Raw genomic sequence first — 12,761 nt, forward strand, 5'->3', positions numbered from 1 at the left:
CATTAAATCTCAGTTTGTAGGTAATAATTAAATCGCTCATACCGCCAAAGTGATCCAGACATAGTGGAGTGGCTCTGCCAAACGCCATGCCAGCTCTGCATAAGTATGGGGCTGGTTCACTTGGTGGGCGAGCCTACGAAATCCGTTGAAAGCCCCCTTTATTAATTAAATACTGCGTATTTAAGGACAGTTGATACTACATCGGCTGTCATTTTTTGTGCGCTGAGAAGAAAAGATAAGTGATTTTGAGATTGGTAGAAGAGGTTGACAGGAAAAAAACAAAGAAGGTTCGTTCTGATACCTTAGCTCAAATGATTTCTTGTGGATATTTTTTCACAAATTGACGATGAAGACAGGGCATTTATTTCAACTGATACATATGTACAAAATACGGGTTTTGTGAAATAGTATTGCATGTAAAAATAGATCCTCGTAGATTGGCTCTATTTTAGCTGCTTTTTCAATTTACGTGTATAACTCCATTCCTTTATTATTCTATATGTTGTTTACTATACGATCTTCATCCTGCATTAAATTAATCTTAACTGCTTTAGATTTTTCTACGTTTTGTTCCAGCATCCATTAAATTTTTGTTTGTAACGTTTCATACGTGTACTTATACAAATTAACTCTGATCATTTATTCGTGATGCACAACATCAGCAATAATTCTATATATTACTGTTCATCAGTTCATTTTGATCTGAGCTTTAATCCGAACTCGCTTCATATAAAGCCATTTTCTAGATTAATTATCATTAAGCTGCTTACTAATGCCCACCATATTTGAATTTTCTTTATGCCTGCATGGAAACGGTTTGTTTAAATGAAGTTTACATAATTATTCATACATTAACGAATTGCTTGTTATTAAGCTCGCTTCGACCGTTTCAAAACCATTTTATGAAAGCGCTTACTTTAAATGCTTATATATTAGGCCACTCTAGTATCTAGAATAGCCCAATAACAAGCATCAACATACGTCAATAGTTCTTTCTTTTACAATTACAAATAATCCACGCTATATAGCATTAACAGCACCCCAACAATGCACATCAGCCACGAAGCGACAGAACTAGAACTTTTAGAGAACTGCTTTTGCATGTATGTTAATGGCTTCTGCATAGCTCGACCTAAAGCCACATATAACAAGTACAAAATCAATGCTGGGAGAACCATAACTACATTATAAGCGACCAAAATCGGGAACCATTGATACCAAACTACTCCTGCATTCGTCATAAGCGCAATGGCGGTGAAATAAGGAAATGCAGTTCCAACCTCTACAAGCGATGTTGTGACTCCTAATGCTACCATAGCAGATTTACTTTTTGACTTTGGATTGGTCATTCGTGATTTTTTGCTCTTCGGAACATAGAAGCTCCAAACAAACAAGACCATCCCTGCAATAAACAAAAACCAACTGACTACACGATTTTGTAAGAACGAAGAAAATACTTCAAAAAAGATTCCAAATCCAATCTTAAGGGCTACACCAACGCTAAAATAGAATCCGATAACGGTCATTAAATAAACGATTAGTCTTGAACCTAATTTCTCTTTTTCAGTTAAAAGCAAGTAAACGGTTACGCCTAGTATGGCAGGACTCAATGTATCCAAAAGGGACAATCCGCCAATCATCATTAACAGCTCAGTATTCATATTCCCTCACCTAGTTTCGTGTCACGGTCTACATTACTGGCTATAAAAATTTCGTATGCACGCTCCATATAATCCAGAACCTCAGGCTGAATGGGATACAATCCAAGTTGTTCCGAAGAATCGGGACATTTTCTCACTTCCCATAGTTTATTAATAAATTCGTCTTCATTTTCAAATTCTTCTGTTTGTTTCTCTAGCATTCTTCTTATAACATTTTGAACAGATGGTGATGATGGTTCCTTACATGTATGGTATTTGGTAAGCAAACCAATGAGCCCTATCCATTCCATAGATTCAGGCGTTCCAGCATTCATATTGGGAAGGTTGCTCCATGATTCGAGCTCTTCATCGTTAAATATAGCTTGTTTGAAATGCTCACGTCTTTTCTTATCCTGGATCGTTAACTTGATCAGCTTCTGGATTGCCTCTTCCTGATTCCCCTCCTCAACTGCAATGCCGCTTACTAAGGTACGTATCATTTGCTCCATTTCTTTTAATCTTGCTTGTTCATCCAAAATATAAGTTAATTGCTTGACTAACCCGGCGCTCCAGTTCCATTCCGCTTGTGTCAGAATCTCTTTAATATCTGAAATTCGATATCCCATACTTTTATAAAATTGGATCTGCTGCAGCTTTTGAAGATCTTCTTCGGTATACAGCCTGTGACCACCTTGCGTTTTTGCGGAAGATGCCAACAATCCGATCTGATCATAATAACGGAGCGTTCTGGCGGTAGTATTCGTTAAATTCGATACTTCATTAATATGAATCATCGTATAAATGCCTCCGTTTCACCAATCACTTTTCAAACATCGTAAATTTAATTAAATAGCCTACTCCAAGGCCAATGCATACTGCTGGTAATGGGTTGTCGATCAAAAGGCCGATTCCTGCGCCAATAATTACACATCCGTATATAATCATGTCATCTTTCTTCATACTCACACCCCTTTTTAATCTCATTTGCAACTAAAGAAATAGTAATAAAGTTTATTATAATAAATGACGTAACGTCAGTTTCAAGGCTTAATTTTGATTTACATATAAAAAATAATTTAGAGCTTGAAGTTGACGCAGCGTCAACAGCTATAATGTCAAATCATATATAGCTGAGGTGATACTTTGAAAAAACGGTACAGATTCTCCCTACTGGTCAGCCTATTGTTATTGATTAATGCTTGTTCTACTGTTGAAAATGAGGAAACACAAATGGTTTCGTTGAAGGATATACACACCATTTATATCAATCACGGAAGTACAGCACTTCATGTAAGTTCTTTTGAAGCTGAGGAGCTTAATGCCTCGTTCATTGCTTCTGATGACGGTTCAGGAATCAAACTGGACAAAAGTAAAAGTGAGCTCAACATATCCTTAAAAAGTGATATTAGGCGAATATTAAATCTGAGAGAAAAGCCAGAGCTCTTCGTCCAAATACCTGCTGAATACAAAGGTAGAGTCATCATCAACGGCTCTTCAGGGCATGTCCATATTCAGGATACGAACGCAGAACTACTTGAGATCAAAGGAAAAAGTGGCAATATTACAATGAATTTTTTAGGAATTAAAAACCATATTGATATATCTGCATCTAGCGGAAATGTCCTGCTGAAATTAAAAAGAAAAGATTCCGATGCTCGCTGGCTCCTTCAAACTAGCAGCGGCAAGCGTTCCATAGCTTTTTCGTTAGATAATCATACATTTAATAATAAAAAAACGGAGGGTCTAACGGGAAATGGGACCTATTCTGTACAAATGAAAACATCATCGGGAAATATAACCGTTGAATAATTCCCCTGATCAAAAAAACACTGCCCTATATAGTCAATCATGACATCATAGGGCAGCTTCGCATAAAGCTAGTTAATTAATCGTGCTAACTTCCACAGGATCGGAATTGAGCCTCGTACCAACAGCTTTGATGATGAATTCATAATTCATCGTCGAATTCATATTGTTTACAGTAAAGCTGTATTGTGTTTGACCTGCCACGGCCGGAATATATTCACTCCAGTGTGTGGACACCTTGTCATTTTTCTCGTATAGTCTAAAACCTCTTACAGGTTCTGTACTTGCTGCAGGTGGGCTCCATGAAATAACTGCTTTGTTACCATTTCGTACAACACTAGCATTCGTCACGCTTTCTGGCTTAACGTCAGTTCTCCTGATCCCATATTGATCATAAGCCTTTACTCCATGGTTACCCGATCCTTCGTCAGCTATTGCTGCTGTATAAGCTGTAAATCTAAGCACTTGATCAGATACATAGACGTCGGTGAACATTTTTTTGTGAGGCTGTAGATTTTTAGCGGCAAAGTAATCGTTATAACCAGGATATTTCGTATAAAATTTATTTCCGAATGCATTAGACATTAAATAGATGGTACCCTTAGGATTTACTGCATTCCCTTCACTGTCTAGCGTAATTTGGGAGACAACTTGATCATTGTACATTTGGAACGATCTCATATACATATGATCGTGAGCTTCGAACACCATATCAATTCCCATCTCATCAAAGGCAGGGATAAGATGCTTTTTGTAAAATTGAATCCGCTTATCTTCCCATTTTCCCGAGTTATCTCCTGCCCCATAAGGAGCTTTGTGTAGCGCAACGAATTTCCACTTCTTATTACTTTTGGCTACGACATTTTTCATCCATTTTACTTGGTCCAAATATTGTTGATCTACCCACTGCACGGTTCCATTACTCGCAAGTCCTCCTTCGTACTGAGAATTGAATATGAGATACAGTGCATCACCATATTCAAAAGAATAAACAGAACCATTCTCCGTACCGGCAACCACTTGTTTAGGCAGGTTAAAATGATTATAGAAGTTATTGTTAGGAGTTGTCTCATCTCCGGTATAATCTTGGACCTCATGACCACCAAGCACTGGAACGAATGGCACAGTTGAAAGTTCATTTTGTGCTAAACCGAGCATCCATTGCCATTGCTCCTCCAAGTCCCCATTGTCTACCAAGTCACCTACATTAATAAGAAATTTAGGGTCGCCTATTTGTATTTTCGCTTTCTTGAACGTATCCGCCCAAGGTTCAAATCCTGACCGACTGGAAGCTTGAGAATCCGATCCGGCAATAAAATGATACGGCTGATTGCCTGCCGTATCTGTTGTGAAGGAACCAATCTGACTCCAGCTGTTCGCAGCTCCGTTACCTACTCGGAATTTGTAAGCTGTTCCTGGAATCAAGTTGTTCGCAATAACTTTATGCGAGTAATAATTCGTTTTCTTTTGAGTGGCTCTGTCTCCTTTGATTACGAAAGTTTCAATTTTTTCGGAGCTACCTTGATAGGTAGTCACTCCACTCTCCGGAAACACACCACCCTGTACTGCAGAAGCTGGAACGACTTGAACGACCGTATCCGTCATTATATCGGTATACCAGGCGAAGGCTAAGCTTGTTTTTGGGTCTCCGTTAAATGTCATATTCATTAATTTAGGGATAACTGGTGGAGTTCCCGGATTTGTGCCTGAGATCGGGCTTCCTTTTACAATAACATCTTTAAATAAGCTTGAACCATAAGGTCCAACAGCAGCATTACTTGGATTTGTTGGTTTAGTAGAAGTAACGAGCCAGCGAATATAGAGTACATCTAGATTGCTTGCGTTAAGTGGAGTATCCTGCAGTTTACAGTTTGTACAGTTAAAATTACTTGTTAGTAACGTAAGCACACCATTTGGTACATCAGTCCACGATTGATTATCTGTGCTAATTTGAACCTTAAAATCCCTAGGTCCTGTTCCTGTTGATGTTTGTTGAGAGGATAAAGTAATATTCTCATAATTTTTCGTTGATAACGTAGCTAGCCAATATTTTGTGTTAGCTCCATTGTTCCAGCCTTGATATTTGATACTACTGTCAGTTGACACTAGCGCCTCGAAGTATGGACCACCCACTGCGCGAATGGTAGAACTTTGCTGATGCACACCAGATGAAGCCGGAATAATCCCTTGTGTTCCCGCGCTGGTAAAATTCCATTGGGCAATAACCTCGCTACTCGATGTGACCGCAGTCTCGACTGGCTGTTCATTTTCACTAGCTGCTCCTATTACATGGAATGGAAACAAAATTAAAACGAGTAGAACGGAAAGGACAGTATGTAAGCTCTGTTTTAACTTCTTATTAATCCTCATGCTCGTTACCTCTTTTCCATTTTCATTTGAATGTTTCATTTGCAATATATGTTTATTGACCATTGGATATTTCTTATGTTTTTCTAAATATTTCGAGGGTATTTTTCGCCAGAAAAAATCCGAATACAGGGCATTATAGCATGTACTGTACTCGGATTTTGTTCATTTATTTTACTTTTTCAATGAAATAACAAACTTGGAACCAGCATCGCCTGCAAATAAGATACGGCCATTCTCCGGTAGTAAGACCTCATTATTACCACTCACTACCGAGTAGTTTATACAAATACCTGCTTGATCGTATACAGCAAAGGAAGCATGAGCAGGCATCTGAACGGACATGGCCTTTCCTTTAGCTGCTGCTGGTACTGAAAACCACTTCGCATGGCCATTTTCTTGGATCGTTGTCGTAGATTGTGCACCCGAATAAATCGGTTTTACAAGCACTTCACTACCATATAAGTGACCTGCTAGCGTAAAATACTCTACTCCATTCTTCTCATAGAAGTTGATTTCCATAGAATCTCGACCAGCTATCACAGGGAGTTGCAGTTTGTTAGCTGCTTTGTTGGCATCGATAATCTTATGATTTAACACATAGCCAGGTGCATCTTTACTCATCTGAAATTGTAGAACTTGCCCACCGTTGAAGTAAAACATTGATGAATATTTCTCGCTTAGCAAATAGTATTTTTTATGCTCACGCTGTTTCCATACGTCCAGTACCTCTTGAGATAAGACATTTGATTCTAGTTTCTCGGCGATATATTCTGAGAAAGCTAGCTGACCCATTCCCGGAATAGATAAATAAGAGCGGGACCACAAGTAAGTGCGTCCATTTTTCTCAACAACGAACTTGTACTTTTCCGTACCTTTTTCGTTTACAAAAGAACCATCCGCCGTGTACGTATACTTTCGCACTGGATTGTTCGGAGCTGTAATCGTAGATACAGACAACTCGCCGCCCGCAGGATTCATTTCCACCTTCAGTAACGAACCTGAAGCGCCACCATAAATGTCCGCATACTGGAACAATTCTTGCGGCATATCCGCCTTTACGGGCACGCCATGCGATTTCTCCGGCTTCCGTTCTTTAATAACGCCTTTCTCTTGCAGTGCGCTAAGCAGCAGTTCCTGTGCCAACAGCTGATCGATTGCGCTGACGCCACCTGAAGACAGAACAGCTGCTGCCATATTGTATTCCGGAAGCACGACTAATGAGGAATGATAGGCTGCCGTATCTCCGCCTTTCACAAGCGCCTTGATACCATATTGATTGAATGGGAACAAGTTCACACTATCCCAGCCTAATCCGTATGATAGAGAAGAATCGGCGTCTGGTGACCACATTCCCTTCTTATACTCTGGTTGTTCCATAGCGGTTACCGATTGACTAGAAAGAATACCATCGACATCTCCCGTGAAAATACGAGAGAATTTAGCGATATCTTCAGCTGTGGAATACATACCACCAGAAGCGATGACATTATAACTTTCGGTTGGGAGTTGACCTTTAAAATTAGGGTGATAAGTCCCTGCCAGTGCTGCTGGGTCCAGATGATCTTGAGGTGTTTTCGTATGGTTCATGTCTAGCGGCTCTGTAAAATACTTGTGTATAAAGGCTGAAAAGCTCATGCCGCTAACTCTCTCAACCAATATTTCAGCTAATGAAAAGCCAACATTATTGTATACCGAGAATGCTCCTGGCTCAGCCTTTAAGTCCTGCACTGCCAATTCCGCTAACAAGGTATCGTGTGCATGCGTATCATTATCATCATACAAGGTTGCATTTGGACCTATATATCCATGAAGGCCTGAAGAATGATTGAGCAGCATGCGCGGTGTAATCTGCTTATATCGATAGTCTTTCATTTTAAAGTCTGGTACATAGTTAACAACGGGCGCATCTAAATCCACCTTCCCTTGATCAACAAGCTTCATCACAGCTGCTGCCAGCACCATTTTGCTCGTTGAGCCTATGCCGTACATCGTAGTTGAAGTAAGGGGTATCTCACCCTTTATATCATTTTTGCCTGTCTGTCCCGAAATAACGATCTCGCCCTGATCGATGAGCGCATATTGCACACTTGTGACGCCGCGGGTTTCAATTAGAAGCTTCGCTTTTTCGGCAGCTATTTTCTTAGTTGTATGAAAAGTTTTAACAGAAAGAGGATTGCTACTCGTAGTATTCTTTGCGGCCATTGCAGATATTGGTGCGATCATCGTTAATATAAGAGCTAGGGTTACGATCACAACTCGAATTCCACCTGAACTAGTGTCCAACTTCATTTTCACTACTGATCCTCGTTTCATCCACATCTTCTCCTATCTATTTACTTTTTCATCTCGTTCATAAATGACCTGAATTGCTTACCTATTTCTTTTGATTGGGTATGATGCAAATAATGTCCGCCGTCTAATTTAATTAGTTTTCCATGTACCGAATCTTTAACTTGCTCCTCGTGCAAAGGTATCCAACCTTCAACAGGCGGATTATTGCCTTGTATAAACAAAATGATAGGAAGATCTTTAGGAAACGTTGTCGGATGTGCCTCTTTAAAATTAGTAGAAAGATGTTTCAATTCGTTTAAAAGAGTAGCTTCGTACGCGTTTTTCAGCGCAATCATTCTCATTTGTTCTTTTGTTTGATTATCAAATGGCAGTCCTTCATAGGCATCACCGCTTACATTCATAATCAATCTTAGGAGACCTGACTGCTTGAGGAATGTGAATTTTTTTAATGGGAAGGTAACATCCATACCAGGTTGAGTTGGAACACTCGTATCAATGCCAGCAAATGCGCTCACTTCGTTCGGATATTTATCCACATATTCGAGCCCGTAAATGCCTGTAATGGAATGACCCATTAGTATGTACTTGTCGATATTAAGCTGCTGCAGCGCTTCATGAATTTCACTTACAATATTGTCTGTGGTCCGCTCTTTTTCGGTTGCATCGCTTAATCCATAACCAAAAGGCTCAACCACGACAACTTTGTAAAATGGAGATAACTCTGCGATTAGCGGTTTAAAATCAAGTACTGGTGAGGCTGTGCCATAACCAGGTAGGAGTACGATCGTTTCTTCCCCTTTACCTTCAATTAGAACATTCATCCGTTTCCCATCTACAGGCACAAGCTGTCCATAGGATTTTATTTTTGCTTGCTCTGATTTGCTACTTATGAAATCAACAGCAAACACAATGGCGAGAAAAAGCACGATCACCGCCGCTAAAATCCCTATTGATGTAAGAAGAATGACAATCGGTTTTTTCCAGCTCCTGATTGGCCTCTTATTTAGTAGCTCTTCTTTTAACTCCACGCTCATCTTCTCCTGTCCACATGTATGTAGGGCTGACTTTACGAGCCGCTAAGGACAGCTTATACAAGGAAGATGTACTCCCTATGACCGCAATATGAACGGAGTATGAACTGGCAAAAAAAATGCTACGGCGTCATATGCAAGGAAGCTTGCACATACTGCTGTAGCATCGAGAATACGTGTATGCGGTTAGACAATTTCAGTAACATCCTGTGACGCTATGGGCGTTGTTAGAAGCAGTGTGACAATGAAGGTCGTCCCTTGATCTGACGCACTTTCCACTCGGATAACGCCTTTATGAAGTGCTATGATCTGTTTCACGATGGCGAGTCCCAATCCGCTGCCGTCATACTTACGACTATGGGAGCGATCCGTCTTAAAAAACCGATCAAAGATTCGCTTTTGGTCCTCTAAAGGAATACCAATCCCCGTGTCGGTTATTTGGATAATCGCATTGTTACTAACTTGTTTGATGCTGATGCTAATAACACCGCCATCCTCGGAAAACTTAATACTATTACCGATAATATTGATCCATACTTGGTTTAATAGATCAGGATCAGCCACTAAGCGAACGGCCTCCAAATCTAGCTCAAAACGGATACTCCGAGCTGTCCATTGAGGCTGAATGGCGATGATAGCTCGCCTCATCTGTTCATCAAGGCTAAATGCAGCCAGCTGTAGTGGTTGTGACTGCGATTCAAGCATACTCAGCTTGAGCAGGCTATCGCTCATTTTGGACATGCGAGCTGCTTCTGTAATAATAATATCGAGATAACGACTTCGCTCATGCTCTGCAACGTCTACTTGCTTGAGCGCTACCGCATAGCCGGATATCGAAGTAAGCGGCGATTGAACTTCGTGCGACACGTTCGTTACAAATTCCCTGCGCATCTGCTCAAGCTGCTGTAGATCATGCATCATGTCTTCGAAGCTGCGAGCCAGCGTTCCTAGTTCTCCTTGTTGTTTAATATTCAGTTTGACGTTGAAATCTCCACCTGCAATACGTTTGGTCGCTTGCGTAAGCTTCTTAATCGGTCTTACCACGAACACAGCGGCGACCAGAATCAACAAGCTTCCTGCGATCAACGAATATATCATAAAATGATACGTCCACATTTGAAGAAATGAGGTTGAAGATGGCGAGCGTCGCTCCAGAAACATAGCTTTCGTGCCCACTTCTGTTTTTACCGGTAATCCTAAAAGAATAGGATTAATCCCATTCGTCTTAACTTGAACAACCTCACCGTCTAATACTTTTTTCATTTGCTCATTGGTCACATGAAGAGGCTCATGTCCATCAATCGCCCCATAAGTCTGAAGATGACCTGATTCATCGTACATTCGCAAATAATAAGAATTGAGCTGTTTCATTCCGTTTACAAACGAATCTGCGTCTTGTAATGGAAATGTCTCATACATTCGGACGATATCTTGGCCAAAGTCGTCTAATGTTACTTGCAAGTTGTCGTTCAACTCATCTTCAAAAGCCCAAGTTGCCACTAAAAAAGCAATAACTGTTCCCCCAATTACCGAGACTAGAAATGTCAGAACAACACGTGTATATAGGGAGCGAATCATTCACTCACCTCAAGCCGATAGCCAAGCCCACGCACCGTCTCTATACGGAAATCAGGCGCATCAGCAAAACGTTCACGCAGGCGTTTAATATGTACGTCTATCGTTCGTTCATCTCCTGCGTAATCGATCCCCCAAATTTGCTCGATCAACTGCTCGCGTGTATAGACTTGCCCAGGGGTACTGGATAGCTTATACAGCAGCTCGAATTCTTTAAGCGGGAGTGTTAACGAGTCCTGACCCCTTAATACTTTATAACTCTGATGATCAAGCGTAATGTTACCGAACCGAATGGACTGCGTCGAACCAATTTTATATCGTTTCAGCAGTGCCTTAACGCGAGCCATCATTTCCAATGGATCGAACGGTTTCGTCAAGTAATCATCCGTCCCAAGTTCAAACCCTTTCACTTTCTCCCATGTTTCGCCCCTCGCGGTGAGCATAAGTAATGGAAGATCAGGATTGGCTCTTCGCAGCTCCTTACATAACGCCCAGCCATCCATGATTGGCATCATAATATCAAGGATGACAAGATCAATTGGCCTGGAGGCATAAATAGCTAGTGCATCCTTACCATCCACGGCTTCGGCTATGTCGAACCCGTCATTTCGTAAAAACAAACAGACCAGCTCACGAATGTTCGCATCGTCATCAGCAACTAGTATCGTAGGCATTCGTCCCACTCTCCCTGTTCTCTATCCTGTATGAAAATGACTATTTTACTAAAAAAATTTCTACTCTTCTAGACTAATATAAAAATGTATACGTAACAAACTTTTGCGAAAATTATATTCTAAGACGTTTTCAAACCAAAAACCCTTGATTTTCTGCTTAACGTAGATAAATCAAGGGTTTGCTTTGTTCTTTTGATTTCACTGCTTTCGTAACTGATCAGACTATAAAAAGGCTTCTATATTTCCCTTTATGGAAGGTGTTTCGATTTGCTGACGGCAGCCATAATTGGAATCCAAATTTCACTTTTTTGATTTTTACTAGCTAGTATTTCAGGGCCTTCCGCAAGTTCATAGGAAGAAGATGGTAGCCACTCAGAATAGATTCGCTTCCAATGTTCCTCAACTTGTAGCCAGTCTCCATCTACTTCAAAAATAGCCCATAATAAAGGGGGAACTTCTAATGTTGCATATTCCTTTATCTTTTCTTTTGTTGTAGTAACAGCTCCTATATACTGTTCAAAAGTCGCCTTCCCGTTATCGTGTTCTGCGTAATTAACCGATACATGTACAATAACAAACGGTTCCTGAGTAGCCAGCGATTCTAATTCCTTCATTGTCGTCTCACTAATAGCTGTAAACATATCCTCATAAGTAGGTGAAAGAGTCTCATTCACCGCCTCAACATTATATTTAATTCCAAAAACTACAAATCCTTCTTTCTCGACAATTCGATAATTCATTTCAATGCCTCCCTTAATTGTTAGTTGAAAGGCCATTCTTGGATATGCTTTCAATTTCTGATCCAGCTTTCGTGCTAATGATGGAGTAACACCATGAAAACCTTGAAACGCTCGTGAAAAGGCATCTGGAGAATAATAACCATATTTAATTGCAACATCTATTACCTTTACATTAGGGTCTTTCAGTTCTAAGGCAGCCATCGTTAATCGACGCCTACGAATATACTCAGATATCGTAATACCCGAAAGAAGAGAAAAAAGCCGTTTGAAGTGGTACTCCGAAAAAAAAGCCCTGCTCGCTACTTCTTTTAAGTTAATATGTTTATCCAAGTTCTCTTCAATATAGTTTAATGCCTCATTCATTCCTTTTAACATATCCATAAAATAACCTCACTTGTTACTAATTTAACAAGAAGCATTACATGCAACCCGACTTTTTGTGCTCAATTATGTTGGTTATAAACCCTTAAGCCTGAATTACTAAACTTTTAATCTAGTTGTCTATTCGGTATTTTCAATGGAAGGGACATCCTTCATGTCAGATTTTCTTTCTAGTTTATCTCTTAAGGGAAATTTGCATACAAAAACACTTACACAACATAACCTAGTAACATCAAAAAACGCCATCACATA

Annotated in this window: 10 protein-coding genes; 1 reads left to right on the forward strand and 9 read right to left on the reverse strand. The window is 40.2% G+C overall.

Annotated elements, in window-relative coordinates; all coding sequences use genetic code 11:
* Positions 1-1,004: 1,004 nt before the first annotated feature.
* Genes IFO66_RS03120 through IFO66_RS03130 form a run of 3 tightly spaced genes read right to left on the reverse strand, consistent with a single transcriptional unit; the run spans position 1,005 to position 2,600 of the window.
* Positions 1,005-1,661 (reverse strand): GAP family protein, encoded by a 657-nt coding sequence (locus tag IFO66_RS03120; protein WP_192023745.1) that lies wholly within the window; start codon positions 1,659-1,661, stop codon positions 1,005-1,007.
* Positions 1,658-2,434, reverse strand: a complete 777-nt coding sequence (locus IFO66_RS03125; RefSeq protein ID WP_192023746.1) for a MerR family transcriptional regulator — start codon at positions 2,432-2,434, stop codon at positions 1,658-1,660. Before IFO66_RS03125 ends, IFO66_RS03120 begins: the two co-directional genes overlap by 4 nt.
* A gap of 25 nt (positions 2,435-2,459) precedes the next feature.
* The gene (locus tag IFO66_RS03130) at positions 2,460-2,600 is read right to left on the reverse strand and encodes a hypothetical protein (protein ID WP_192023747.1); all 141 of its coding nucleotides are present in this window, start codon (positions 2,598-2,600) and stop codon (positions 2,460-2,462) included.
* Between the two features lie 270 nt (positions 2,601-2,870).
* Here IFO66_RS03130 and IFO66_RS03135 point away from each other — a divergent pair, with 270 nt between their 5' ends.
* Entirely contained in the window at positions 2,871-3,449 is a 579-nt protein-coding gene (locus tag IFO66_RS03135) for a DUF4097 family beta strand repeat-containing protein (protein WP_192023748.1), read from the forward strand.
* A 72-nt stretch (positions 3,450-3,521) separates the two neighbouring features.
* Here the strand turns inward: IFO66_RS03135 and IFO66_RS03140 are convergent, their stop codons facing one another.
* The 6 genes from IFO66_RS03140 to IFO66_RS03165 form a co-directional block, all read right to left on the reverse strand.
* Entirely contained in the window at positions 3,522-5,816 is a 2,295-nt protein-coding gene (locus IFO66_RS03140) for a metallophosphoesterase (RefSeq protein ID WP_192023749.1), read from the reverse strand.
* A 171-nt stretch (positions 5,817-5,987) separates the two neighbouring features.
* Positions 5,988-8,129: a serine hydrolase domain-containing protein gene (locus IFO66_RS03145; RefSeq protein WP_192023750.1), complete on the reverse strand. Its 2,142-nt coding sequence runs from the start codon at positions 8,127-8,129 to the stop codon at positions 5,988-5,990.
* Between the two features lie 20 nt (positions 8,130-8,149).
* On the reverse strand, positions 8,150-9,142 hold the full coding sequence (locus tag IFO66_RS03150; protein ID WP_192023751.1) for an alpha/beta hydrolase: 993 nt from the start codon (positions 9,140-9,142) through the stop codon (positions 8,150-8,152).
* A gap of 183 nt (positions 9,143-9,325) precedes the next feature.
* Positions 9,326-10,717 carry a sensor histidine kinase gene (locus tag IFO66_RS03155; protein ID WP_192023752.1) on the reverse strand — a complete coding sequence of 464 codons (1,392 nt, stop codon included), beginning with the start codon at positions 10,715-10,717 and terminating at the stop codon, positions 9,326-9,328.
* Positions 10,714-11,388 carry a response regulator transcription factor gene (locus IFO66_RS03160; RefSeq protein WP_192023753.1) on the reverse strand — a complete coding sequence of 225 codons (675 nt, stop codon included), beginning with the start codon at positions 11,386-11,388 and terminating at the stop codon, positions 10,714-10,716. Before IFO66_RS03160 ends, IFO66_RS03155 begins: the two co-directional genes overlap by 4 nt.
* Before the next feature lie 248 nt (positions 11,389-11,636).
* A complete protein-coding gene (locus IFO66_RS03165) occupies positions 11,637-12,509 on the reverse strand; it encodes an AraC family transcriptional regulator (RefSeq protein WP_192023754.1) in 873 nt (290 codons plus the stop codon).
* Positions 12,510-12,761 lie beyond the last annotated feature (252 nt).

The organism is Paenibacillus arenosi (assembly GCF_014841135.1).
GTDB lineage: Bacteria > Bacillota > Bacilli > Paenibacillales > Paenibacillaceae > Paenibacillus_B > Paenibacillus_B arenosi.

Bases quoted from the DNA above. Each gene is read 5' to 3' on its own strand.
- IFO66_RS03165 (WP_192023754.1), bottom strand. From the start codon at position 12,509: ATGGATATGTTAAAAGGAATGAATGAGGCATTAAACTATATTGAAGAG.
- IFO66_RS03120 (WP_192023745.1), bottom strand. From the start codon at position 1,661: ATGAATACTGAGCTGTTAATGATGATTGGCGGATTGTCCCTTTTGGAT.
- IFO66_RS03135 (WP_192023748.1), top strand. From the start codon at position 2,871: ATGGTTTCGTTGAAGGATATACACACCATTTATATCAATCACGGAAGT.
- IFO66_RS03145 (WP_192023750.1), bottom strand. From the start codon at position 8,129: ATGAAACGAGGATCAGTAGTGAAAATGAAGTTGGACACTAGTTCAGGT.
- IFO66_RS03155 (WP_192023752.1), bottom strand. From the start codon at position 10,717: ATGATTCGCTCCCTATATACACGTGTTGTTCTGACATTTCTAGTCTCG.
- IFO66_RS03160 (WP_192023753.1), bottom strand. From the start codon at position 11,388: ATGCCTACGATACTAGTTGCTGATGACGATGCGAACATTCGTGAGCTG.
- IFO66_RS03130 (WP_192023747.1), bottom strand. From the start codon at position 2,600: ATGAAGAAAGATGACATGATTATATACGGATGTGTAATTATTGGCGCA.
- IFO66_RS03150 (WP_192023751.1), bottom strand. From the start codon at position 9,142: ATGAGCGTGGAGTTAAAAGAAGAGCTACTAAATAAGAGGCCAATCAGG.
- IFO66_RS03125 (WP_192023746.1), bottom strand. From the start codon at position 2,434: ATGATTCATATTAATGAAGTATCGAATTTAACGAATACTACCGCCAGA.
- IFO66_RS03140 (WP_192023749.1), bottom strand. From the start codon at position 5,816: ATGAGGATTAATAAGAAGTTAAAACAGAGCTTACATACTGTCCTTTCC.